Origin of the sequence: Legionella genomosp. 1, from assembly GCF_900640215.1 — a bacterium.
GTDB lineage: Bacteria > Pseudomonadota > Gammaproteobacteria > Legionellales > Legionellaceae > Legionella_C > Legionella_C quinlivanii_A.
On sequence record NZ_CAAAJH010000003.1, the window covers coordinates 213,801 to 237,368 of the forward strand.

Below are 23,568 nucleotides of genomic sequence, written 5' to 3' on the forward strand. Positions count from 1 at the left end.
TGCTTATTCAGCGACCACATAAAATTCGCAGGCCTCTCGCGCACTGGTACAAACATAGCCGGTATAGATATCTATCCAGTTTGGATCAACGCGCGGAGGCAGTTTAACGATGGTTTGTCTCCAGATTGAATAATCTCCAGCTGAATTACGATAAGTGCAGCTCACCCCCCTGCCAAAACCGGCTACCAGAATGTTGGCCTTAACAAACTGAGTGCCGGGTTCTCCGTAAGGAGGATTCGCTGAAAAGGGATTCTTAAGCCAGGGATAGGGAGGTTCTCCCCATTGAAGAGAGCTATTATCAGGATCAGGACAAACGCTTGCGTAAGCGTTGAGAGTGAGCGCTAAAAGCCATAGAAATAGCTTTAATTTCATTTTTTATTCTCCCTGAATAATTCGCTCGCATGTAATTATCTGATTATTTTTCCAATTTTGTCAATGAGAACTTGAATCCCTATGATCATTTTGTATAACAGAAAATCTTATTGATCCCATTTTAAACCACTGCTAGAATGCATTGTCATTGCCCAATTTGTCAAGTGAATGTCTTTTGGAGCCTGTGTCATTACATACTCCCATCGTATACCTCAGTTTTTTTAGGTGACTTAAATGAAACGCAAATTTGATTCCAGCCAGTCCTCATCGCAATCAGAAACCAATGTACTGAGGCGAGCTATAATTCCTCCTTCAAAACCAGAGGATGCTTTGCAAAACATTTCCCGTCTAGTCATCTCAATTAATACTTTAGGAAAAGAAAAAAATAAAAGTGGCGCATTCAATCAGACACTGACAAGCCTTCTTGAAGAATTTGTTGAAATAATCCGAGAGCAATTTGAAGATTTGAAAGACTGGATAGATCTTGCATACCAATATTCTCCCAATGTAAATGAGCTTGAAATCGAATTTGCGCATGTCGTTAAATTTTTGGGAGTCTATTTAAAAGAAAGCTCCCCCGCCTCTGTTTTGTCTGCCCATTCGTTGAATCAGTTGCTCCATCTGTTAACTTTTAACTGGAACGTTTCAAAAACGCTTTGTTTGCATGGATTGTCGAATCTGGCCAAAACCAGTCGAATAAAAGGCAAACTATCCACTGAATTATTAGAAACCATTTTATTAAGCCCTTCACGAGGTCCTCTATGGGAACAACACCATGCCTCCCTGCTTTTCAGTTTGAGTATACTGATTGAGCATGACGCACTGGATAGAGAAATCAATATTGAAAATATTACACCCTTTCTAAACCGGTTCAAACCATTTCGCCTTGAGGCTAATGACTATAGAAACATTCTTTGCTTTTATAAATCTGTCAATAAGAGAAGACCATTAAATCCCACAATTATTCACTCTACAATTACCAGCTGTGTAAATAATATTTCCTTACAATTTAACGATGCTCTACTGGATATTTTTACGTCCTTTGCTGAGCTCCTTAATAAGGAGTCGGTAGCAGGGATGACCGCAATTAAAGCAGATTTTATTCATGAAATTCTTGAAAGGATAATTGCATCTTCAAATACCGGAATACTTGCCAATCAGATTTCTCGTCTTTATCTCCAATTTGCCAGACTGGCTAAAGTGGGTGCCATTGAAGGCATGCTTTCGCTTGAGCTATTTGAGAAGATTCTGAGCCAGCTAGAGTTGGATAAACTGCCTGCTGATATACTACTCCGCTATTTCTCTGCGCTACAATTGCTGCAGCAGGCAGGCAAAACCTCTCGTCCGGTGTCGGATGCTTTAATTAACAAGTTCCTCAATTCAGCAGCTGAAAAAGCATCTCAGGTTCCAGGGGCAGATATTCAATGTCTTGCTATTGCAAAAAGTTTAATCAAAAGCCCTGAGCTTATTGAACAAAATAAAACCCCAATTCAAAAATTATTGCACAGCAACCTTAGCAGGGTGGGTACAAATCCCGAAAAAATAATAACGCTTCTTCAAGCCATCAGCTTTCTCAGAAATCATCGTTTCTTTGACAATGATCTATCAGCATTGCTCAGCAAAATACGGATTGCCTATTCCGTCTTTCCAGAGGATTTAAAAATCCAGTTGAATGAGATTATGCAGCATTTAAAAGATTCACCTCACTGGTTGCAGAGTATTCGACAAGCAGTGGGGCTTGAACAACGGCCTGTATCAGCTGTTCATGCAGCAAGCGCTATACCCTCTATGCGCTTCCCGTCAGCAGGATTGAATAAAGGACCTGCTATTGTACAAAAAAACACCACAACACCAGGGCCAATCAATAACCCACAGCCTCTTGGGAACGTCAGGCCTATACCAGCTTCCCTTCAGGCTTCAGCTCGCATAACAACAGGAAATGAACCTCGCGGTATTAATCGAACAGCCTCTCATCCTTCTCGAAATAGCCTCGCTCAATCTAAATCTGGAACCAGCTCAACCCGGACAAGCACCGACAAACCCGCCTCCTGGCAAAATGCCTGCCAATCCAATCGGATATTCTCGGCTATTGCGGATGATGATGTTGAAAGACTCAAAGCAATCCTCGGTATCAATGATTCTGTACAAGGACCAATCAAACGGACTTCCAAAAAACAGAAAGAAGCGACAAAATCGGCTTCAAAAAAACCTCGGCTGGCATTCTTACTTAAACGCTCAGAGGAAGATAAGCCATTAACTGAGACTGAACGTGAAGTTTTTAGCTTTTTCAGGACAGTTAGTAAAGATGCCCTGATTAAGTTGATTCAAACCAGTAATTCGGTTTTCTTTTTTCATTTGTTAAAAGCCTGTACACACCACAACCGCTATTTTCTCATTCAGAAAGGTTTTTTTGATGGGGTTTTCTACCATCTACCGATACCCCAACTTAATAATTTCATCACTCACCTGGAGGCAAGTGAAATTTATCGTGACGAGAAATCGATTATGCACGTTTTCAAGCAACTCAATGAGCGTGGACTAAAAAATCCTGGAGAGGCAAGCTCATTGAAGGCATTGAAACTTGAATTTTTGACCAGAGCAAAGAAATTTCATATCGACTCAGGTCATCCTCACCTTGTCGAAAGACTTAAAACATCGATCAGAAGAATCGAACAACAGCAAATCAATCTCACTCCAGTCAGCCCATCGAACATGGCACAGACGGTCAGTACTAACCCCAGTAGCCGAGTCACTTCCTTTGCAAGATCCACCTCCGGAAGTCGCTCTCTTTTTACAGTCAATGCCTCTTATCTTTATGACAGCGAAGATATGCTCGCGATTTTGAGAGCCAGATTAGAGACGTTTAACTTTGCCACCGTCATTGGAGTCAGTCAGATTAATGACCATGTGCAGGGAAATCGAATAAAGGATCAGCTTGGGTTAATACTGGCCGAAAACGCTGCTTTAAATGCATCGCATAAAATTGTTCTGGTTCTTCCCATTCAAGTGGGCAATCACTGGGTTGGACTTCTTCTTAGCTTAACGGGTCGGAAAGTGGATTCAGCCCTGTATCTGGACAGCCTCGGGAGGCAGCCAACTGAAAACAGACAAAGAGTAATCCTGAAAGAATTGACTGAAGCGGGATTAAATACTGCCGGAATAAAATTAGACTATGCCGAACAGGCGATTCAGCAACCAGTGGCAGATTACACCAGCTGCGGTCCCTGTTTAGTAGAGAACTTCCATAATGCTTTATCCCGACAATGGTCTGAGACCAGTCGAATGGAGCATGGTCAAATGCTGGAACTACGTCGCAATCATGCAAGCTGCTTATTGGATAAAAGACCGGACTACTACCCTGTGTTTCGGAATAAGCATAAGAATAATGGTGCTAGCTTTCCAAGTATCCAGCAGCAACTCAGCACACATGGCGTTATTGAGGCTGAAAATACCAAGTCTTCTCTGACTGGCAGCCGCTAGCGATACTATGCAGGTTGTGCCCGCCTAACTCCACCTAGGTACTGCGGCTTTTCACCTAGGAATCCGTCTTTGCGAGCATTAGCGAAGCAATCCAGATCCTGTCTTTGTTCAGGCTTCGATCTGGATTGCTTCACTTCGTTCGCAAAGACGACAAATTTGTTGTGTGGTTCTATTGAAATATTTTTCAAGAAGCATTGTTTCCATAGATTTCTTTGTTATAATCAGTCTCGCGTGCCGGGGTGGCGGAATTGGTAGACGCGCCGGATTCAAAATCCGGTGGTGGTGACACCGTGTGGGTTCGAGTCCCACCCTCGGTACCAAACATCAGATTTTCCTCTTATAAAGACTTCAAGACAGTTTCTTAACCATTGATGCCCCTTTCTGGAACCACAGATTGAAAGAGGCATTCTTGCTGACTATGGCTTCGCCATCTCCGAACTCAAACGCTCGTCATCATACACTACAAAACAATGGTTTGATTCATCACAATTTAAAGAGACCGTATTTCCGGGATTAACTGGAGAGGCAATCACCCCATTTTCACAAGTTATTTCAAACACCCCGCCCTGGCCTATTGCAGGATTGAGTTTAATACGGAATTTACCAGAACCTATAGTGGATACATCTGCCATCACCAAGTGTGTACAGCCATTATAGGTAGAGCAATCTGCTGCATTTTTGAGAGTATAAATGCCCTGCCAATGCCCTGGAATTTTGCTGCAATTATCATTCGGCTCCGCACCGAAGCTTAGGGAAAGCGGAAATGAACAAAAGAGAAGAGCCAAACTAAACTTATTCATTATTCATCCTTGTAATAGTTAAAGACCGCATTAATGAGCAATACTTAAATCGCTGACTGTTTTCCCATTTTCCAATCGGGTCTGATCTCTGATTAACAGTAAAAACGGGATAAAACCCAAGGCAAAAATAAAGGAAAATTTATAGAGCCCAACCCACCCTGCCTGCATTTGCAATAAAGCGGCTATGGGCCCTGAAAAGGTTCTCGGCAATGTGGATAGAGCAACAAGAAGTGAAAACTGAGTCGCCGTATATTGGCGATTCACCAGACGCATAAACAATGCGACCAGTGCTGTAGAGCCCATGCCTGCGGCGAAATTGTCCAGTACAACAGCCGTTGCAAATAAGGCCAGATTTTTTCCGACTACAGCCAGGGCAAGAAATAATAAATTCGTCAGTGCCTGTATAATACCAAAGGCTAATAAAGCCTGATATAAAGGCCAGCGCAACAGAATAAAGCCTGCAGCTAATCCACCCAGTAAAATCGAACTGATTCCCAGCATTTTATTAATATAGCCTATGGTATCCAGCGAAAATCCCAAGCCCTGGATCAGGAATGGCATGACAATGCCGCTTGTTGTGGTGGTGAAAGCTTCACCCAGCTTATAAAATAAAATGAATAGAATTAAGGGAATAATGCCCCGGCGATGCCATAGTTCTTTCAAAGGCTCGAGAAATGATTGAACAAAAGTCGGTTGACTACTTATTGATTGCGATGGTTCTGGACTCCATAATGTGGCAGCTATGCCAACCAGCATGAGCAATCCCATAATTCGGTAAGTTAAGCTCCAACCGAGGTGACTCGCCATAACCAGTGCCAATCCACCGGCAATTAATAAAGCAAGACGATATCCAAAAACAGCCAGTGATGCGCCGAGTGCATGCTCACTTTCTCGCAAATATTCAGTTCGGTGCGCATCAATCGCTATATCCTGCGTCGCTGAGAAAATGGCTATGAGGAATGCAAGCAAAGCCATCAACTGCGGCGATTGACTGGGTTGGCACCAGGCCATTAAATTAAATGCGGCTAATAACAATATTTGTGTTAACAAAATCCAGCTGCGGCGTTTTCCAAGGAAACACAGCGAATAGCGATCCAGCAAGGGCCCCCATATAATGCGGTAAACGTAAGGCAAACCAACCAGACTTAATAATCCAGTGGCTAGCACAGACATTCCTGTATCAGCAAACCAGGCTTGCAAGGTGCTGGTGATTAATGCCAAAGGGAGACCGGAAGAAAACCCTAGCAGGAAAATAATGAACAGGCGTTTATTCATCCTGGTGTGACACTCTTAGAAAAGTGATACCGCGGACAGGCCGCGGTACTTGGACAACTCTGCCTAAAACAACTTAAGCGGCGGCCTTTTTTACGGAAATCAAATGAATTTTGAAAATCAAGGTTTCATTTGGGCCAATAGGACCACCCACACTACGTGGACCATAAGCCAGACTCGAAGGAATGTAGATTTCCCAGGTAGAACCAGCAGGCATTAACTGTAACGCTTCAGTCCATCCTGGAATTACTTGAGAAACTTTGAAGGTAGCGGGTTTGCCAGACTTATCGGTGCTGTCAAATACCTGACCGTCAATTGTCTTACCAGTGTACTCAACCGTCACGGTATCATCTTTAGCCGGTTTAGCACCGCTTCCAGTTTCAATCACTTTGTATTGAAGTCCGCTGGGTAAACTGACAACGCCTTCTTTAGTTTTATTCTGACTTAAAAAAGCTTCACCTTTGGATTTATTCTCTTCAGATTTTTTGCTGAATTCGGCATTTCGCTTGGACATCAGATCTTTTTGAAATTTGTTCAGCACTTCTTTCATCTGATCGTCTGTCAGCATCAGTTGGCTGCCTGCCATACCATCCTGTAAGCCTTTTGCCATTGCTGCGGGATTAACTTCAATTCCTTGCTTTTTGAAATTTTTACCCAAATCAGCACCAATACTGTAGGATAATTTATCCATGTCAGTAGATAGAGTCACATCGGATGCAGCAATAGCGGTGGACATAGCCAAACTCATGGTAGCTGCAGCGACCAGTTTCATCTTCATAAACAATCCCCTTTTATTCTTGGACAAGAATCAAATTCAAAGCTTATTGACCATTCGTTTTATGTCTCAAAACAAACATCAACAACACCTGGTTAAAATGCCCATTCATTCTGCCTAAGTTTTCATGAAATTTCCAGTCAATGAAAAATATTTACCTTAGAGTAGCTTACCTATTGTTTGCTGCACAATTTCCTTCTAAACTTGCCATAATTGCACCATCTTAGGTAAATAGAATGAGTATCAGCCTCTTTGACTTATTTTCCATTGGAATTGGTCCGTCCAGTTCCCATACTGTCGGCCCAATGTCCGCCGCTAATGAATTTCTCAAGCTACTTGATGAAAAGAAGTTGTTTGGTGACACTGAGCGTGTTCTTATTGAACTCTATGGCTCTCTGGCCCTGACAGGCAAAGGTCATGGCACGGATAAAGCCATTTTAAATGGACTGGAAGGGAAAACTCCTGATGGTGTCGTGCCGGAAACAATGGTTCCGCGCATGCGTGAGATTATTAGCTCTCAACGGCTTAATCTGGCGGGAGTCAAGGAAGTTAATTTTAACGATACCAGTGATTTCCTTTTTCTACAGAAAGAATTACTGCCCCGACACAGTAATGGAATGCGTTTTACAGCCTTTGGAACTGAGGGCGCTGTGCTTTGCAGTCAGGTTTATTATTCAATCGGTGGAGGCTTCATCAGCACTGAAGAAGAGTTTGATAATACAAGCTCTGATGTAACCCCGGTTCCCTACCCCTTTGATAATGCTTTTGAGTTGTTAGCTCTTTGCCGGGAAAATCATTTGTCGATTGCCGAACTTATGATGGTGAATGAGCTTACCTGGCGTGACAAACATGCGGTTCACGCAGGTATCCTTGCAATTGCCAAGGTTATGAATGAGTGTATAGAAAATGGCTGCCGCCATCCCGGGGTTCTCCCGGGAGGGTTACAGTTAAAGCGTCGGGCACCAGAGCTTTACCAGAAGTTAATTAAACACCAGGGCGTTCCCAGTGTGTTTGAGCAGTCGGACATTATGAACCGTCTTAATCTTTATGCGATGGCGGTTAATGAAGAAAATGCCGCTGGCGGCCGTATTGTTACCGCCCCTACGAATGGTGCAGCGGGGATTATACCAGCGGTATTGCGTTATTTTCAGGAAGCACACACAAAATTAAGTAAGGAAGATATTTATACTTATTTTCTGACCGCAGCAGCGGTCGGCATCCTTTACAAAAAAGGAGCATCCATCTCTGGGGCCGAGGTAGGATGTCAGGGCGAAGTGGGAGTTGCGTCTTCTATGGCGGCCGCAGGTATTACCGCAGTATTAGGTGGCACCCTGGAACAAATTGAAAATGCGGCTGAAATCGCGATGGAGCACCACCTGGGAATGACCTGCGATCCCGTTCTCGGTCTGGTCCAGATTCCTTGTATTGAACGCAACGCAATGGGAGCTGTAAAAGCAGTTAATGCGTCCCGCATGGCCTTAATTGGTGATGGCCAGCATCAGATCTCACTCGATAAGGTTATCAAAACCATGAAACAAACCGGTATGGATATGCAAACTATCTATAAGGAAACCTCAATGGGCGGTTTGGCTGTAAGCCTTCCTGAGTGCTAAGTTTTGACCAGTTAGTCATTCCAGCTTAAGGTTTGCAGCCTTAAGGCTGGAAGATTTAAATAACTAGGCTCTCAATTTTAAACGTAAATGGTAAGTCTTTCTGAAAAAAAGAATCTGAGACGGCATATCCAACAACCATTGCTAACTCCTGGTTAATATACATTAAAGGAATTCTATCCCTTTGCCACTGGGGGATTCCCCATTCCTGAAATAATTTTTTAAGCGTTTTGGATTGGCCATGAATTTTCACTCGTTCACCGCCTTGGCGAAATCTGATTTCTATGACATCGCCTTCCAATACACGAACCCCGCTGTTAAAAGGCTCAGCAGCAATTGAGATAGAATCAATAACCAGCGGTTCAGGAAAGTTATCCCAGGGAAGTCCTGATAATTTTTCCGTCGGTTTATTTATCATTAAATAGAGCGCCTTCCTGTAGCGCCGCAGGGCAACCTCTCCCCAGCTGACTATCGGAGTCGCATCGTCTCGGCTAAATAATAGCTCAGAACCAATTCGATTAAATGTCAGAGCATCCGGCATAAGGACCTGATTTTGTCTAAGCCAATAGCGAATGATATTATTCAGTCGTTCGCTATTAAGACAGAGAAGATCGGCACAGTCCAGCACTTGAGACGGCTTGTTAAGCTTCGGGCAATCACTCAAAGCTAATTGATCGAGCAAGTCTTGAGCATGCTGACAATGTCTGGCCGTGCGAACTAAATTATCATCTACCCCAGGCCATCGTTCTCTGATTAAAGGCAAAAGACTATGGCGCAGATAATTTCTTGAAAAATGCGTTTCCTGATTGCTTTCATCATCCACCCAGCTCAGCTTGTGATTTATCGCATAACGCTCAATCTGCGCTCGCGTATAATCCAGTAAAGGCCTGAACAGTAATCCCTTGCCCAAAGAACGCCAGGCTGGCATGGCAGACAACCCCTCAATGCCTGCCCCACGAAATAATTGCAAAAGAAGCGTCTCTGCCTGATCATCGCGGTGATGCCCGAGCAAAAGGCAAGTTTTACTCTCTGATAATGCGGAAAACAGTTCATAGCGTTTTTCCCGAGCAGTTTTCTCAATATTCGATGAGTTATTCAAATGCACATGATTAACAATCAATGGAATATCATGCCGCCTGCAGAATTGTTCGCAATGCAGCTTCCACGTATCGGCATTGGGACTTAATCCATGATGAACATGAACAGCGGTTAACTTTGCTTTAAGTTGAGGAATTTTTGCTAAAGCATAGAGTAATACGGTTGAATCCAGCCCGCCGCTGAACCCTGCATAGAGCTTGTCAAAGGATTCAAGCAGTGAGCTGATGAAATCGAAATCCAGGCTAATCACAGGCTCCCATCGCCATGAATTTGTTGTAACGCTCCTCCAGAAGGGTTTTAAGAGGCATTTTTTTCAAGTGTTCGAGTTCTTCAACCAGAATACTCTTAAGCCGGCCTGTCATCGCCTCGAGATTACGATGAGCTCCCCCCAGTGGTTCTTTGATAACCTGATCAATTAAACCCAGTTCATAAATGCGCTCAGCGGTGATTCCCATTGCCCTGGCTGCTTCACTGGCTTTAGCCGCATCTTTCCACAGGATGGATGCACAGCCCTCTGGTGAAATTACCGAATAAATACCAAATTGCAGCATTAGCACCCGATCGCCCACACCAATTGCCAGGGCGCCGCCAGAACCCGCTTCACCCGTCACTGTACAAATAACAGGCGTTTTCAGCTTCGCCATTTCTAAAAGATTTCTGGCAATCGCTTCTGACTGGTTGCGCTCCTCTGCTCCAATACCCGGGTAAGCACCTGCAGTATCAATAAATGTGAAAATAGGCAGATTAAATTTTTCGGCCATTTTCATCAGCCGCAAGGCCTTACGATATTCCTCAGGGCGTGCCATTCCGAAATTACGATACACCTTCTCCTTGGTTCGCTTTCCTTTCTGGTGGCCTAATACCATAACTGGCTCACCATTTAAACGAGCCAGGCCGCCTATAATTGCTGGGGCGCAGGAATAATGACGGTCTCCATGAAGCTCCTGAAAGTCAGTAAAAATATGTTCAATATAATCTGTAGTTTGCGGTCTGAGAGGATGTCTGGCCAGCTGAGCGATTTGCCAGGGCTCCAGATTAGAGAAAATGCCCGCCATTAACTCTTCACACTTGCTTTCAAGGCGCGTGATTTCTTCGCTTAAATTGATTTCAGTATCACCGACCATGCGCAGTGCCTGAATCTTTTGGTTCAATTCTTCGATGGGCTGCTCGAAATCCAAAAATTGTCGACTCATTAATTACTCGTTGGCGAATTAAAAGGCATGCGTTATGATAACCCTAATTGCTTCCAGACGCTACCCATTGAATCATCTGAATGAGTGAATTCCAGATTAAACCGATGTCATTAAAGGATTGTTCTCTTCAGGAATCCAGAATAGATATCTGGGAATTTCCTCTGTCCAGCTATCCAGAAAATAGCTTACAGCTTTTAGACGACACGGAGCTTGAACGAGCGAGGCGCTTTCTGTTTGAGAAACACCGCCGACGCTTCATTGCCTCTCACGCAGCGCTGCGCCTTATTCTAGCCCGCTATCTGCAAATCCCTGCAGGACAAATCGAGTTTATAAAGGGGACTCATGGAAAACCGGCAGTCAAACATTTCACAGAAATTGAGTTTAACCTCAGTCATTCGGGTGAAATCGGATTATTGGGAATAGGCAGCAAACACCCATTGGGAATTGATATTGAACAATTCTCTGCCCGCTCATTAAAGGGATTGGCTAATTACGCATTTTCCCCCGAAGAGGTTCAGGAACTTAATCGGGTACCAAAGTTACTGCAAGTCCTTACTTTCTTTAAAATATGGGCTAAAAAAGAAGCATTTATCAAGGCGTCGGGTCTTGGACTCCATTACCCTACTCAGAGTTTCTCTGTTCCTGTATTTAAAGATCATGCTGAAATTTTCGATTCGCTGCATCAGAAAAACTGGCTGATGAACTCCTTCTTGCCTCATACGGGTTATGCTGCTGCGCTTTGCTATGAACCAGCCATTGTAACACTGCGCGGACAAAAATTGAAAAAACTGGAATGGCTATTAAATGAGAAGTTCTGATATAAAAATGTTTACTTCCTTACAGCGGCAAATTCTGCATTTGCTTGCCGATGGAACTTGTCAAAGCGGCGAATATCTGGCCAGGCAGTTTGGTGTATCAAGAACGGCCATCTGGAAACAAATCCATCAGTTGACTCTATCAGGACTCCCAATTGAATCAATTCCAAAACAGGGATATCGCTTGCTAAAGCCTTTTATTCCCCTTGATAAAGAAAAAATTTTAAGTCAGCTTCCCGGACATTTAAAAAATGAAACCACTGTCTATCAATTTAGTGAAATTGACTCAAGCAATCGCTTTTTAAAAGATCTGCCGATACAAAAAAATCTGACTATTTGCTGTACTGAAAAACAAACACAGGGACGCGGGCGTTTCGGACGCACCTGGGCCTCCCCTTTTGGAGAGAATATTTATTTATCGGTTCGCTGGGAAATGTACGAATCGCTTTCTCGCTTATCAGGCTTAAGTCTCGCTGTCAGTCTCGGAGTAGTTCGTGCACTGCATAATGCCGGTGTTCATAATGAGATACAGATAAAATGGCCGAATGATTTAATATGGCAAGACAAAAAACTCGGTGGCATCCTTATTGAAATGATTGCTGAATCTCACAGCAGCGCATCGGTTATCATCGGTATTGGAATTAATGTGAATACAGACCCCAAAGAGAGTAATTTATCAGATAATCCCTGGTGCTCTCTTCTGGAAACAGGCGGTCAATATTGGGACAGAAACCGATTGATTGCAGAAATCGTAGGCACTTTGGATCAGGATATTGAGCGCTTTTTAAAAAATGGGTTTTCAAGCTTTTTGCCCTTATGGAATCAACACGATTATTTGCTTGGTAAAACCATCACTGTGCAGCAATTCAATTCACGGATTAGCGGGGAAGCCTGCGGCATTGATTCTTATGGGCAATTGTGTCTTCGCGACAATGAAGGTCTGGTACATTATTTATCGTCTGGGGATACGAGCTTGAGTGGGTTTTAAGAGGGGTTTGTCCCGAGCTACTCTATTCACTCGGGAACGGATGACTGCGAGGAAATCCGGTTTTATACAGCTTCTTCACTACTATCGGTTGACTCTTTTTCTTGCTGGATGCGTAAATAAATTTCTTCACGATGAACGGAAACATCTTTAGGAGCATTGATTCCCAGTCTGACCTGGTTACCTTTCACGCCAAGAACAGTGATATTTACATCATCACCAATGATTAGAGTTTCACCAATACGGCGAGTTAATATTAACATGCTTTAAATCTCCCTAATTTGTATATTCCCACCCGTTCCATAGAAAGCACTCTTCCATGTGGGCTTCGTAATATACAGTTTGTACAAAAAACAATCTTATATTGTCTGGATAAGTTTATACCAGAATTCTTAACGAAATATTAAGAAACTAAAATTTTATAAATTAATTACCGCCCCCGCTCAGCAGGAACAGAATTATTCTGAAATCCGGGTGGGCAATTCCAGAAAAGACTATTTCTCTTTCTAATTATATGACAAATAAACAAAAAAATCTTTGGCAGAGACAGAAACGGGTAATTAACAAGCTGACTTTGCTGAACCAATTCTTGAAGACTTCCCCGCGTTAAACAAAAAAGCCAGAAAAATTAGTGGCAAATAAGCAATGAGGCAGCAAATAAATCCACTCACCCAGTTGAAACATGAAATGAATGCCCAGGGTAACAGCCAGGTTATATTAATGACCGTTACCCCTAAGGTCACAGGGCAATGGCCGCCATAATGCCTCGAAGCATGCTGATAAGCATGGGTACAGTGGGCTTCCCAGACACGTTCTCCGCTTAGCGCTCGCTGAATCAGAGTGATCGTTGAGTCTACAACAAATACCCCAAGCAGAATTAACCAGCTCCAGAAAAGTGATGGAGACAAAAATGCGGCATGAATGCTAAAGGCCCCGAGCACTATTCCCAGAAACCCGCTTCCTACATCCCCCATAAAAATACGGGCCGGCGGAAAATTCCAGATTAAAAAACCGGATACGGTGGCTGCAAGCCCGATAAGCGGCAAAATTTCTGATGAATAGCCCAGAAGCCAGTACAAAGAAGCAGCCGCTATACAGGCGAAAATAGTTTCTGAAGCAGCCAAACCATCAATACCATCCATAAAATTAAACAGATTTAATACCCAGGCCAGATAAAATACTCCGATGCCATTCAAAATCCAGCCAGAGGAAATTAACCAGCTGCCAATCTGGATTGAAGGAAAACTGCCACAACAATACAAAACGAAGGCACTAGCCAGAAAATGACCTGAAAAACGTATTTTTGGCGATAAATGCCTTCTATCATCAATAAATCCCAATAAAGCCACAAATAATCCTGCTCCGGAAGTTGCGATGGCAAAAGGTATCGAAACCAGACTAGTCTGAGAGAGGAAGGCAATGAGGCTGGTAAATATTAATACAAAAGCCAGACCCCCGCCTCTTGGAGTCGGGTTTTTATGCGAGCTTCTATCATTGGGAATATCCAGGAGCTGCACTGTCAAAGCATATCTTCTTATGGCACGCGTTAACAGAAATGACGCGAAAAATGCCATGCACATAACGAATACAATCATAAAAACCCCGCTAATGTATCGACAAGCCAGGCTAAGCCGTTGAAATATTAACTCGCTTGCCATAAACTACTGAAAAAAAAGCACTCTGATGGAATGGAAAGCATGACGCACTTAACTCAAATGGATAGCTGGAACGCGCTAAAATCACATAGTACACAGTTACAATCACATTCAATTCTTGACATCAAACAAAGTCTCAGAACAAGCAGGGCTTCTCTTAATTATTCAGCATGCAAACTCGATATCGATTTTACAAATCAGAAAATTATACCAGAAACTCTAAGCTTATTAATTGAATTAGCAGAAGAACGTGAATTACCGAAGAAAGTTCAGGCGCTTTTTAATGGAGCCTGTGTAAATTTCACTGAAAACCGCCCCGCATTACACACCGCACTTCGGCAAATGGATAATAAACCTTTAGTCATTAATGGAAAAGATGTAATGACTGAAATATTTGCCGCAAGAGCGCAGATGGATGAAATTGCTGAAAAAATACGTAATGGTAATTGGCTGGGTTTCACGGGAAAACCGATTACAGACATTGTCAATATTGGTATTGGCGGTTCAGATTTGGGTCCCAGGCTTTGTATTTCAGTCCTTGATTGCTGGCGCCATCCGGATTTAAATTTCCACTTTGTTACCAGCGTTGACCCTTATGATTTTAACTACACGGTTAAATCCCTGGACCCCGAAACTACCCTGTTCTTAATTTCCTCTAAATCATTTACCACACGGGAAACACTGCAGAACGCCAAAAAAGCCGTAAGCTGGCTTGGCTTAAATGAGCTCAATGAGCGGCATTTTATAGCGATAACTGCCAATGGCGAAGCGGCACGCAGGATGGGATTCAAAACGGTGCTGCCTATATGGGATTGGGTTGGCGGAAGATACTCTCTGTGCTCCGCGATAAATCTAATAACGATGATTGCAATTGGCTATGAAAATTTTTCCCAGATTCTTCTGGGGGCTCACCATATGGATCAGCATTATCAGCAAAGTGAATTGTCTCAAAATATTCCGGCTTTATTGGGGCTCATTGGAGTGTGGAATAATAATTTTCTCGCGACCCATAATTTTTTGATGCTGACCTACGCTCAACAGTTGGAACACTTTGTTCCTTATATTCAACAGCTGGATATGGAAAGCAATGGAAAATCCACTGATAGTAAGGGAGAGTTTGTTAATTACGCCACCGGACCTATGGTCTGGGGTGGGCTTGGAAACCAGGCTCAACATAGCTATTTTCAACTGCTATGCCAGGGAACTCATCAGATTGCAGGCGATTGCATAGGTGTGAAGTCGTATAACGAAGAAACCATCAATCATTTTCTCTATGAAAAACTGCGAATTCTTAGTGATGGAATTCCCAATAATCAGCATCTGAATAAAATGATTAACGGCAATATTCCTCTTAACCTGATTACTTTAGACGAAGTGAGTCCTTATACTTTAGGCGCTCTTATCTCTCTGTACGAACATAAAATTTACACTCAGAGCGTCATTTGGGATATTAATCCCTTTGATCAGCCTGGAGTGGAAAGTGCCAAACAGACGTTTAGCAGGAATAAAGAATTGGCAAAAGAGATCTCTATTTTATAATTCGACTTCTCCTTGTGAGATAGAATGGCAGAATGCCTGACAGATCATCAGGCTCTGACATCTCAATAATTTGAATAATGTGATAAAAAACAATAAAGAATTGTCGCCAAGCGGGTAAGTTTGGCGATATACTGTCCGAACGTCAATTTAATGGGTATCTACATGTCCTTGAAGGCCATGTATAATCAAATTTCAGGTCATTACGCTACTGCTGACAAATTTGGCTCACTCAGCCTCAGTCATCACGAAGCGATTGCGCAGATAAAAAAAGCACACTTGGGCCAACGGCCTCATTACAAAGTTTTGGACCTTGGAGTCGGAAACGGCGCTTTTCTTAAGCAACTAAAGCAATATATGCCTGAAGCTGATTTCACAGGAATTGATATTTCCTCTGAAATGCTCAAAGAAGCCAGTCAAACTCTGGACTTAACGGCTATTGAAGGAAGCGCTACTGAAGCCAGTCGTTTTTTGCCGCAGCACTCACAGGATCTCGTTCTGGCTCATTTCGTGAACGCCTACATTCCCATTCATACTTTATTCAATGAAGCAAATCAGTTAACACGAGCTAATGGCCATTTTTCACTGATTACCACCACTTATGAGTCATTTCCTATCGCTCAGCAGCAACTCGCTCAATTTATTGCAGAAGATAGTCTGATTAGTACCGTCGTGGGACATTATTATAAAGCAATGGTAAAAAACACTACGGTCGCTTCCGGGCTTGATGAATTGAAGCATGTTTTCGATCAGCATCATTTCAAAATTGAGCAACACAAACGCCTCGCCATTCCTATTACATTAAATAATATTGATGAACTGGCAACCTTTGGTATTGAAGGAACCTGGTTTTTAAACAGCATCTCTATCCGCATGCTGCCCAAGAACTTTCTTATCCAGCGTTTAAAGCGCCTGTTTAGCAAAATATTCACCTTTCCCTATCATGACACCCATATTATTGATGTGATTTTGGCAAAAAAATAACCCTTCGCCAGAGCCAAAATCATGCATGAATACATTTACGCCTGCGTGGAAATGACCGACTTGAAATTAGATTTATCATCAAAGGCATACTCTTATTCCGTATCCCTACGTGCCTCGGCTTACCCGAGGCATCCAGTTCTGAAGAGCGTTCTTAAACCAGATAGTCAGCCTGAGGGATATACTCAACATTTCTAACCGACTCGATAAACCTGGCCGGTTTGTAAACCTTCCACACTTTTACTGTAAGCTAAAGCAGCTTCTGCGCTGCTGACTGATTTATAACCTCTGAAATAAGGTCCATAGGCTCCCATTGATTCAGTAATAACTGTTGGGCTGACACAGTTTATTCGTAAACGGTTTGGCATTTCGATTGCTGCAGCTATTGTAAAGGATTCCAAAGCCCCATTGACCATAGAAGCAGAGCTTCCATACTGGATAGGATCATGGCTTAAAATGCCGCTTGTGAGGGTGAAAGAGCCATGCTCATTTAGATAATTTCTGCCAATTAAAACCGTATTCACCTGCCCCATCAGCTTGCTTCGCAGGCCAATTTCATATTCTTTCGCGGTCATTGCGGCAAACTCTCCAAAATGGACGTTTCCCGTCGTTAGAACCACCGCATCTATTTTGTTAACCTTCTGAAATAAAGCGAGAATAGAATCCTGACTGGTAATATCAACGCGAATATCTCCACTGGAATAATTTGCCTGAATAATCTCATGGCGCAAGGATAATTCTTCAACGACCGCCGTACCTAAAACTCCTGATCCTCCAATGACTAATACCTTCATATCATCCTTCCTTTATGCTAATCGTTATCCGTTTTTCGTCTGGATAACCAACGTTCGCGTAACCCCTGAATGCTTACATAAAAAACGGGCACTACCAGGAGACTCAAAATGGTGGCAAGCAGCATGCCTCCCAAAACGGTGGTTCCTATCGAATGTCTGCTGGCGGCGCCTGCTCCTGTAGCTGTCGCCAAGGGCAACACACCAAAAATAAATGCAAAAGCCGTCATCAGGATAGGTCTCATACGCAAGGTAGCCGCCTGTATTGCTGCATCATAAATGCTGGCACCTCCCTCCCGCTTCTCCTTGGCAAATTCCACGATCAATATAGCGTTTTTTGCGGCAAGCCCAATCAGTAATATCAAACCGATTTGCGCGTAGACATCAAGCGCAAGCGATCGGAGCATTAAGGCAAGACCCGCACCCAGGAGCGCCAGAGGAACCGCTAACAAAATCATGAATGGCATTGACCAGCTCTCATAAAGAGCTGCCAGAAATAAAAACACAAAAACAAGGCATAACGCGAAAATCAGGGAGGCCACATTACCGGCCTGAAGCTGCTGATAGGTGATTCCAGTCCACTCGTAGGCAATCCCTTTAGGTAAAACCTTATCTGCTACTTCTTTAATGGCATCCATCGCCTGACCTGAGGTATATCCCGGGCCAGGCGCACCATTGACGCTGGCTGCTGTATACAAATTATAATGTGGAATATTATAAGGCCCATTCACCGACTTTATTTTAACCAGGCTGGACAAAGGAACCATCTGACCGCTATCGCTTTTAACATATAATTTACTGATATCTGCTGTTTCAGCACGCGAATCCCCTTCGGCTTGAACCATCACTCGATACGTTTGGCCGTATTTAGTAAAATTATTCACATAATAGGCGCCGAGATAAGTTTGCAGAGTCACAAACAAGTTAGTAATTGAAACGTTCATTGCCTTGGCTTTGGTGCGATCAATATCAAGATAGAGCTGAGGCACATTGACATTTAAATCGGAAATCAGGCCTTTCAACTCCGGGCGTTTATTACCCTCTTCGACTAATTGATTGACTGCTTTCGCCAGCGCCTGAACTCCGAGATTGTTTCTGTCCTCGACTTCGAGCTGAAAACCCCCTACCGTACCTAAACCAGGAATGGCAGGTGCGTTAATGGCCTCGATTACCGCATCATCAAACAGATTTAATTGCTGCTGCGTTTTTTTAATAATGGACTGGACACTTAAATCCGGTGCTGTACGTTCAGACCAGGGTGTTAAGGTAACAATAATGGCAGCATTGTTAGTTTGATCAATTGTATCAATAATATTAAATCCATTAATGCTGATAACATGGGCAACACCCTTTGTCTTCAGCAGCAAATCCACCACTTTTTTAACTGTTTCTTCTGTACGATAAAGTGAAGAGCCATCAGGACCGTTTACCACAATAATGAAATATCCCTGATCTTCCTCTGGAATAAACCCTTCCGGAAGTGATTTGAATACAAAAAAAGCAGCAAGCGCCAATAAAGCAAATACGAAGAAAACCAGTTTGCGCCACTGGATAACATGCTGAACCGCAATTGTGTAATGCTTTAGAAGCCACTCGTAGCCTTTTTCAAACCAGCGAAAAAAGAAAAATTTCTTTTCCTTTTCCTTTTTCCTTTTCAATAAAATACCGCACAGTGCCGGACTCAGACTCAATGAGTTAATCCCCGATAAAGCAACCGAAAATGCGATAGCCAATGCGAATTGGTTATACAGGCTGCCTGTCATTCCCGGGATAAAAGCGACTGGAATAAATACCGCCATCAAAATTAATGTTGTCGCAAGGATAGGTCCCTGCACTTCTTTAGTGGCCAGTAAAGTCGCTTCCTTGATATCGGTTATACCCTGCTCAAGTTTTTTCTCTACGTTTTCGACAACGACTATCGCATCATCCACAACAAGCCCTATCGCCAGCACCAGCCCCAGCAAGCTGAGCGTATTAATCGAAAAGCCAAAAATGCTGAATAATATAAATGTACCTACAAGAGAAACCGGGATAGCTATGCAAGGAATCAAGGTTGTTCGCCAGTTCTGCAGAAAAACGAAAACAACCAGGAAAACCAAAGCTATGGCTTCAAGTAAAGTTATCACCACCTCGCGCAGGGATGCTTTCACGAAATTGGTTGTATCATAGGCAATAGTCCACTCCAAACCTGCAGGAAAACTTTTTGCCAGTTCCTTCATGGCTTTTCGCACATTATTTGAAATATCGAGCGCATTGGCACCGGGCAACTGATAAATTCCCAGACTTGCGCTCGGTTTGCCGTTAAATTGCGAAGTAGTTACGTAGGTATCAGCCCCCATTTCGACGCGGCCAAGATCTTTAATACGCACAATCTGACCATTTTCCCTGGTACGCACAATGATATCGGCGAATTGCTCTACTTCGCTTAACTGGCCTAATGTATTAATCTGATACTGAAATGGAATCGTTTTGGGAACTGGCGGCTGCCCTATGCTTCCTGCTGCAGCTTGTTGATTTTGCTCCTGTACGGCATTTATCACTTCCTGAGGTGAAATTCCCATGCTTGCCAGCTTATCCGGATTAAGCCAGATACGAATGGAATATTGCAGCAACCCAAAATTATTGATATCACCCACGCCGAAAATACGATAAAGAACAGGCGTTATATTAATATCCGCATAATTAGTCAGGAAAGCATCATCCATCGTACCGTCTTTATTATTCAGATTGACAACCAATACCATGTCGCTCGACACTTTCTGTATATCCAGCCCTGCCTGAATCACATCAGGCGGTAAAACTGACATGGCCGTATTGGTATCGTTCAGTGTATCCACAGCGGCAATATCGATATCATAACCGACGTTAAAGGTGATGGTGATGATTGAATTGCCATTATTGGTGCTGGCAGAGGACATATAGATCATGCCCTCAACTCCATTGATATTTCGCTCCAGAGGCGTGGTAACTGTATCGGCGACTACAGAAGAACTGGCGCCTATATACTGTGAACTTACCTGCACTTGTGGCGGTACAAGCTGAGGATACTGAGCTATCGGCAAAACCAGAATGCAAATCCCGCCAATAAGCACCATCAAAATCGCAATGACAATGGCAAATATGGGTCTGTGTATAAAAAACTTAATCATTTGACAGCATCCTGCACTTTTGTCTCAGGTTGAACCTTCATGCCATCGTGAATCTTTTGCAGCCCATTGCTGACCACTACTTCGCCTTCTTTCAACCCCGAACTCACTATGTAGGAGCTATCATACTGGCCCGAGGTAGTTATATTCTTTGAGTGGACAATATTATCGGAACCCACAACAAACACAGACCGCTGTCCCTGTGTCACCATAGTCGCCTGTTTGGGAACCAGTATCACTTTTTCATTATTGCTGAGATGCAGTTTAACACTCACATAAATACCGGGAAGCAATAATTGTTTGGGATTTTCAATTTCTGCGCGCATGAGGATGGTGGATGTTGAAACATCGGCCTGATTATTAATTAAATCCAGTTTACCTTTGAATACCAGATTGCCGTCATGAGGTAAACTAACCTCCACTTTAAATGGCATGTTGTCCCGGTATTTAAGAAAGGAGGTAAAATCCTCAACACTCGGGCTAAATTCCACATAGATGGGATTTAACTGCACCACATTGGCCAGCAAGGTATTCTCACCCCCGCCTACCAGATTTCCCACATCCACGTATTTCTTGCCAATAATGCCGTCAAAAGGCGAATACATATAGCAATAGCCCAGATTAATCTTGGCATCCGCAACATTAGCAGCTCCAATCTGCACCTGCGCATCAGCCTCGCTAAACTTGGCACTCACTTCATCGAAATGGGATTGAGACACGTCACCTTTTACCACCAGATCTTTCATGCGGCGGTATTGGATCTCCTGATATTCCTTATCCGCGACACTTTTAGCATACTGACCTTGCGCCAGACTAAGTTTGGCTTCAAAAGGCCGGGGGTCGATGACAAATAATAATTGATCCTTTTTAACGGGCTTCCCTTCAACAAAATTCATTTTAATCAGAAAGCCTTCTACTCGCGCTTTAATCCCTGCGGCAGAAATGGATTGGGTAATGCCTATGTATTTTCTATTAATGGGAATTTGTGAGCTTGAAATTTTGGTGACAGCCACTGTTGGGATGGCGGGGGCCTGGGTATTCGACTCACTACAAGCAGAAAGCAATACGAGGCAGGCGCCTGGGCATAAAATACTTTTAAAAAAACGCTTCCAGGCGAGCAATTTTATTGATTCATCCATTTCTCTATTAAACATCCCTGTGAACTCACAATTTGGTTATAATATGGTAACTTTCTGCAGTCCAGGCTCTGATTTGAATTCAGGAACTAAACTCTTAACCAATATTTTCAATTCATCAATATTATTCTCATCACAGGCACCATTCAACAACCGCATCGCCTGGGTCAATTCCTGCCAATCCAGTTTGCGAAATTTCGCCTTGAATAATTTCTCATGCTCCGTATGGGCCAATTCTTCTGACTCGTGGAAAAGCTCTTCAAAGAGCTTTTCACCAGGACGCAATCCGCTATATTTGATTTCTATGTCACGTCCAGGCTCTTTACCGGCCAGACGAATCATTTGCTCTGCCAAATAGGATATTTTTATAGGTTCGCCCATATCCAGAACAAATATCTCACCACCCTGACCATTCACCATCGCCTGAAGAATAAGCTGGCAAGATTCGGGTATAGTCATAAAATAACGCTGAATATCTGGATGAGTTACCGTAATTGGGCCGCCAGCCTGTATTTGCTTCTGGAATAAGGGTACCACACTGCCTGCCGATCCCAATACATTGCCAAATCGCACCGTAATGAATTGAGTCTGCACTCGTTCGTTTAAATTCTGGCAATATATCTCGGCAATCCGCTTGGTCATGCCCATGATATTAGATGGATTAACTGCTTTATCGCTGGAAATCAGAATGAATTTCTCAGCGCCCGCGGCAACACTGGCTTCAGCAACGATGCGAGTACCCAGCACATTATTTTGAATCGCAGCACGAATTTGCTCCTCAAGCATAGGAACATGTTTGTAAGCGGCCGCATGAAACACGATTTGCGGCTTGAACTGCCTGCAGTAACTGTCAATAGCAACCGCATCCGTTACCGAAGCCAGTATTAAATCCAATTGAAAAGAGGGATGCGAGGCGCTTAACTCATGTTCAATTCGATACAGATTAAACTCGGAACTATCGATGATCATTAATTTTTCCGGGTTCAGATCCAGTATTTGCCGGCATAATTCGGAACCAATACTCCCCCCGCCGCCGGTAATCATAATCCGCTTGTTTTGCACATAGGTGCTAATGCGATCCCATTCCAGCTGAACCTGATCACGTCCTAGCAAGTCCTCAAGATTGACCTCACGCAAGGCGTTGATCTCAATTTTCCCTGAGGCTAGAGCGCTGATATCTGGAAGCGTTCTGAAAGGAACGCTGGTTTTTTCACAATACTCTACAATGCGGCGCATGGTCGCAGATCGTGCGGACGGAATAGCTATAAAAATTAAATCAATCTGATGATTGATAACCATATCCCCCAGCTCGCGGGTTGCTCCTAAAACACGAATACCATGAATCTCTTTGCCACGCTTGGCCGGATTATCATCTACAAAGCCTACCGGCCAATAATTGGGTGTTCGCTTTAAATCTCTGACCAGGCCTTCTCCGGCCTGTCCGGCACCGACGATGAGTACTCTTTTCATATCGCTCGGGAGATTTTTATTCAACTGCTGATCACGAAACATTCGCATCGCCAGCCGGGCCCCGCCCAGTAAGGTCACCAGGTTGAGGCAGTATAGTGGCAGAACCGAGCGTGGAACATGGGGTAATAATGAGCTTAGATATAAAGCGGGGATAGCAATTATCGTAGCGCTGAGTCCTGCTTTGATAATCCGCAAAAGATCGTTTATAGAAGAGAAGTTCCATAATCCTCGATACACTTTGAAATAATAATAGCACCCAACCTGAGCGGTCATGAGAATAAAGAGCGCTTCCAGCGAGTAAACACTCACCAGAGTGTTCGGAAAAGGCTGCATGTTATAACGCAGCCAGTACGCGAAATACCAGGCAAGCGGAATTGAAATTAAATCAAAAGCCAGAGCGGGCAAACGCTTGTATATTTTAAGTAAGAGTCCACTTTTCAACATGCTTTGTCC

The 23,568-nt window shown here is 43.4% G+C and carries 18 protein-coding genes and 1 tRNA gene; 7 read left to right on the forward strand and 12 right to left on the reverse strand.

Annotation, left to right across the window (positions count from 1 at the left end; genetic code table 11):
- Positions 1-3: 3 nt before the first annotated feature.
- Positions 4-372, reverse strand: coding sequence for a DUF3757 domain-containing protein (locus E1O89_RS04810; protein ID WP_133139178.1), 369 nt, complete (start codon positions 370-372; stop codon positions 4-6).
- 234 nt (positions 373-606) lie between these two features.
- Here E1O89_RS04810 and E1O89_RS04815 point away from each other — a divergent pair, with 234 nt between their 5' ends.
- Together E1O89_RS04815 and E1O89_RS04820 are read left to right on the forward strand one after the other, a co-directional pair.
- On the forward strand, positions 607-3,852 hold the full coding sequence (locus tag E1O89_RS04815) for a hypothetical protein (protein ID WP_133139179.1): 3,246 nt from the start codon (positions 607-609) through the stop codon (positions 3,850-3,852).
- A 233-nt stretch (positions 3,853-4,085) separates the two neighbouring features.
- Positions 4,086-4,172, forward strand: a tRNA-Leu gene (locus tag E1O89_RS04820).
- Between the two features lie 96 nt (positions 4,173-4,268).
- On the opposite strand, the gene E1O89_RS04825 is transcribed toward E1O89_RS04820, so the two are convergent.
- From E1O89_RS04825 to E1O89_RS04835, 3 genes are all read right to left on the reverse strand, one after another.
- Positions 4,269-4,652: a hypothetical protein gene (locus tag E1O89_RS04825; protein ID WP_133139180.1), complete on the reverse strand. Its 384-nt coding sequence runs from the start codon at positions 4,650-4,652 to the stop codon at positions 4,269-4,271.
- Positions 4,653-4,682: 30 nt separating this feature from the next.
- Complete coding sequence (locus E1O89_RS04830; protein ID WP_133139181.1) at positions 4,683-5,927, reverse strand: AmpG family muropeptide MFS transporter; 1,245 nt, start codon at positions 5,925-5,927, stop codon at positions 4,683-4,685.
- Positions 5,928-6,000: 73 nt separating this feature from the next.
- Positions 6,001-6,702, reverse strand: a complete 702-nt coding sequence (locus E1O89_RS04835) for an FKBP-type peptidyl-prolyl cis-trans isomerase (RefSeq protein WP_165483062.1) — start codon at positions 6,700-6,702, stop codon at positions 6,001-6,003.
- Between the two features lie 233 nt (positions 6,703-6,935).
- On the opposite strand from E1O89_RS04835, the gene E1O89_RS04840 reads away from it, so the two are divergent.
- Positions 6,936-8,312, forward strand: a complete 1,377-nt coding sequence (locus E1O89_RS04840) for an L-serine ammonia-lyase (protein ID WP_133139182.1) — start codon at positions 6,936-6,938, stop codon at positions 8,310-8,312.
- A gap of 55 nt (positions 8,313-8,367) precedes the next feature.
- On the opposite strand, the gene tilS is transcribed toward E1O89_RS04840, so the two are convergent.
- Positions 8,368-9,657 (reverse strand): tRNA lysidine(34) synthetase TilS, encoded by a 1,290-nt coding sequence (gene tilS, locus E1O89_RS04845; protein WP_133139183.1) that lies wholly within the window; start codon positions 9,655-9,657, stop codon positions 8,368-8,370.
- Positions 9,650-10,600 carry an acetyl-CoA carboxylase carboxyltransferase subunit alpha gene (locus tag E1O89_RS04850; protein WP_112218021.1) on the reverse strand — a complete coding sequence of 317 codons (951 nt, stop codon included), beginning with the start codon at positions 10,598-10,600 and terminating at the stop codon, positions 9,650-9,652. The genes tilS and E1O89_RS04850 overlap by 8 nt, the downstream gene beginning before the upstream one ends.
- Positions 10,601-10,680: 80 nt before the next feature.
- Between E1O89_RS04850 and E1O89_RS04855 the strand changes: the two genes are divergently transcribed.
- Positions 10,681-11,418, forward strand: a complete 738-nt coding sequence (locus E1O89_RS04855; RefSeq protein ID WP_133139184.1) for a 4'-phosphopantetheinyl transferase family protein — start codon at positions 10,681-10,683, stop codon at positions 11,416-11,418.
- Positions 11,405-12,403 carry a biotin--[acetyl-CoA-carboxylase] ligase gene (locus E1O89_RS04860; protein ID WP_262337404.1) on the forward strand — a complete coding sequence of 333 codons (999 nt, stop codon included), beginning with the start codon at positions 11,405-11,407 and terminating at the stop codon, positions 12,401-12,403. Before E1O89_RS04855 ends, E1O89_RS04860 begins: the two co-directional genes overlap by 14 nt.
- 62 nt (positions 12,404-12,465) lie before the next feature.
- Here the strand turns inward: E1O89_RS04860 and csrA are convergent, their stop codons facing one another.
- Entirely contained in the window at positions 12,466-12,663 is a 198-nt protein-coding gene (gene csrA / locus E1O89_RS04865; RefSeq protein ID WP_058506756.1) for a carbon storage regulator CsrA, read from the reverse strand.
- Positions 12,664-12,960: 297 nt separating this feature from the next.
- Positions 12,961-14,058 carry an MraY family glycosyltransferase gene (locus tag E1O89_RS04870; RefSeq protein ID WP_222845424.1) on the reverse strand — a complete coding sequence of 366 codons (1,098 nt, stop codon included), beginning with the start codon at positions 14,056-14,058 and terminating at the stop codon, positions 12,961-12,963.
- Between the two features lie 39 nt (positions 14,059-14,097).
- On the opposite strand from E1O89_RS04870, the gene E1O89_RS04875 reads away from it, so the two are divergent.
- Together E1O89_RS04875 and E1O89_RS04880 are read left to right on the forward strand one after the other, a co-directional pair.
- Complete coding sequence (locus tag E1O89_RS04875) at positions 14,098-15,594, forward strand: glucose-6-phosphate isomerase (protein WP_133139185.1); 1,497 nt, start codon at positions 14,098-14,100, stop codon at positions 15,592-15,594.
- Between the two features lie 162 nt (positions 15,595-15,756).
- Positions 15,757-16,575: a class I SAM-dependent methyltransferase gene (locus E1O89_RS04880; protein ID WP_058506759.1), complete on the forward strand. Its 819-nt coding sequence runs from the start codon at positions 15,757-15,759 to the stop codon at positions 16,573-16,575.
- 191 nt (positions 16,576-16,766) lie between these two features.
- On the opposite strand, the gene E1O89_RS04885 is transcribed toward E1O89_RS04880, so the two are convergent.
- The 4 genes from E1O89_RS04885 to E1O89_RS04900 are packed head-to-tail and all read right to left on the reverse strand — an operon-like array spanning position 16,767 to position 23,559.
- Positions 16,767-17,366, reverse strand: a complete 600-nt coding sequence (locus E1O89_RS04885) for a short chain dehydrogenase (RefSeq protein WP_133139186.1) — start codon at positions 17,364-17,366, stop codon at positions 16,767-16,769.
- Positions 17,367-17,383: 17 nt separating this feature from the next.
- Positions 17,384-20,512, reverse strand: a complete 3,129-nt coding sequence (locus tag E1O89_RS04890; protein ID WP_133139187.1) for an efflux RND transporter permease subunit — start codon at positions 20,510-20,512, stop codon at positions 17,384-17,386.
- On the reverse strand, positions 20,509-21,648 hold the full coding sequence (locus E1O89_RS04895) for an efflux RND transporter periplasmic adaptor subunit (RefSeq protein WP_165483063.1): 1,140 nt from the start codon (positions 21,646-21,648) through the stop codon (positions 20,509-20,511). The genes E1O89_RS04890 and E1O89_RS04895 overlap by 4 nt, the downstream gene beginning before the upstream one ends.
- 36 nt (positions 21,649-21,684) lie before the next feature.
- The gene (locus tag E1O89_RS04900; RefSeq protein WP_112218028.1) at positions 21,685-23,559 is read right to left on the reverse strand and encodes a polysaccharide biosynthesis protein; all 1,875 of its coding nucleotides are present in this window, start codon (positions 23,557-23,559) and stop codon (positions 21,685-21,687) included.
- Between the last annotated feature and the right edge of the window lie 9 nt (positions 23,560-23,568).

Bases quoted from the DNA above. Each gene is read 5' to 3' on its own strand.
- E1O89_RS04810 (WP_133139178.1), bottom strand. From the start codon at position 372: ATGAAATTAAAGCTATTTCTATGGCTTTTAGCGCTCACTCTCAACGCT.
- E1O89_RS04815 (WP_133139179.1), top strand. From the start codon at position 607: ATGAAACGCAAATTTGATTCCAGCCAGTCCTCATCGCAATCAGAAACC.
- E1O89_RS04825 (WP_133139180.1), bottom strand. From the start codon at position 4,652: ATGAATAAGTTTAGTTTGGCTCTTCTCTTTTGTTCATTTCCGCTTTCC.
- E1O89_RS04830 (WP_133139181.1), bottom strand. From the start codon at position 5,927: ATGAATAAACGCCTGTTCATTATTTTCCTGCTAGGGTTTTCTTCCGGT.
- E1O89_RS04835 (WP_165483062.1), bottom strand. From the start codon at position 6,702: ATGAAGATGAAACTGGTCGCTGCAGCTACCATGAGTTTGGCTATGTCC.
- E1O89_RS04840 (WP_133139182.1), top strand. From the start codon at position 6,936: ATGAGTATCAGCCTCTTTGACTTATTTTCCATTGGAATTGGTCCGTCC.
- E1O89_RS04850 (WP_112218021.1), bottom strand. From the start codon at position 10,600: ATGAGTCGACAATTTTTGGATTTCGAGCAGCCCATCGAAGAATTGAAC.
- E1O89_RS04855 (WP_133139184.1), top strand. From the start codon at position 10,681: ATGAGTGAATTCCAGATTAAACCGATGTCATTAAAGGATTGTTCTCTT.
- E1O89_RS04860 (WP_262337404.1), top strand. From the start codon at position 11,405: ATGAGAAGTTCTGATATAAAAATGTTTACTTCCTTACAGCGGCAAATT.
- csrA (WP_058506756.1), bottom strand. From the start codon at position 12,663: ATGTTAATATTAACTCGCCGTATTGGTGAAACTCTAATCATTGGTGAT.
- E1O89_RS04870 (WP_222845424.1), bottom strand. From the start codon at position 14,058: ATGGCAAGCGAGTTAATATTTCAACGGCTTAGCCTGGCTTGTCGATAC.
- E1O89_RS04875 (WP_133139185.1), top strand. From the start codon at position 14,098: ATGACGCACTTAACTCAAATGGATAGCTGGAACGCGCTAAAATCACAT.
- E1O89_RS04880 (WP_058506759.1), top strand. From the start codon at position 15,757: ATGTCCTTGAAGGCCATGTATAATCAAATTTCAGGTCATTACGCTACT.
- E1O89_RS04885 (WP_133139186.1), bottom strand. From the start codon at position 17,366: ATGAAGGTATTAGTCATTGGAGGATCAGGAGTTTTAGGTACGGCGGTC.
- E1O89_RS04890 (WP_133139187.1), bottom strand. From the start codon at position 20,512: ATGATTAAGTTTTTTATACACAGACCCATATTTGCCATTGTCATTGCG.
- E1O89_RS04895 (WP_165483063.1), bottom strand. From the start codon at position 21,648: ATGGATGAATCAATAAAATTGCTCGCCTGGAAGCGTTTTTTTAAAAGT.
- E1O89_RS04900 (WP_112218028.1), bottom strand. From the start codon at position 23,559: ATGTTGAAAAGTGGACTCTTACTTAAAATATACAAGCGTTTGCCCGCT.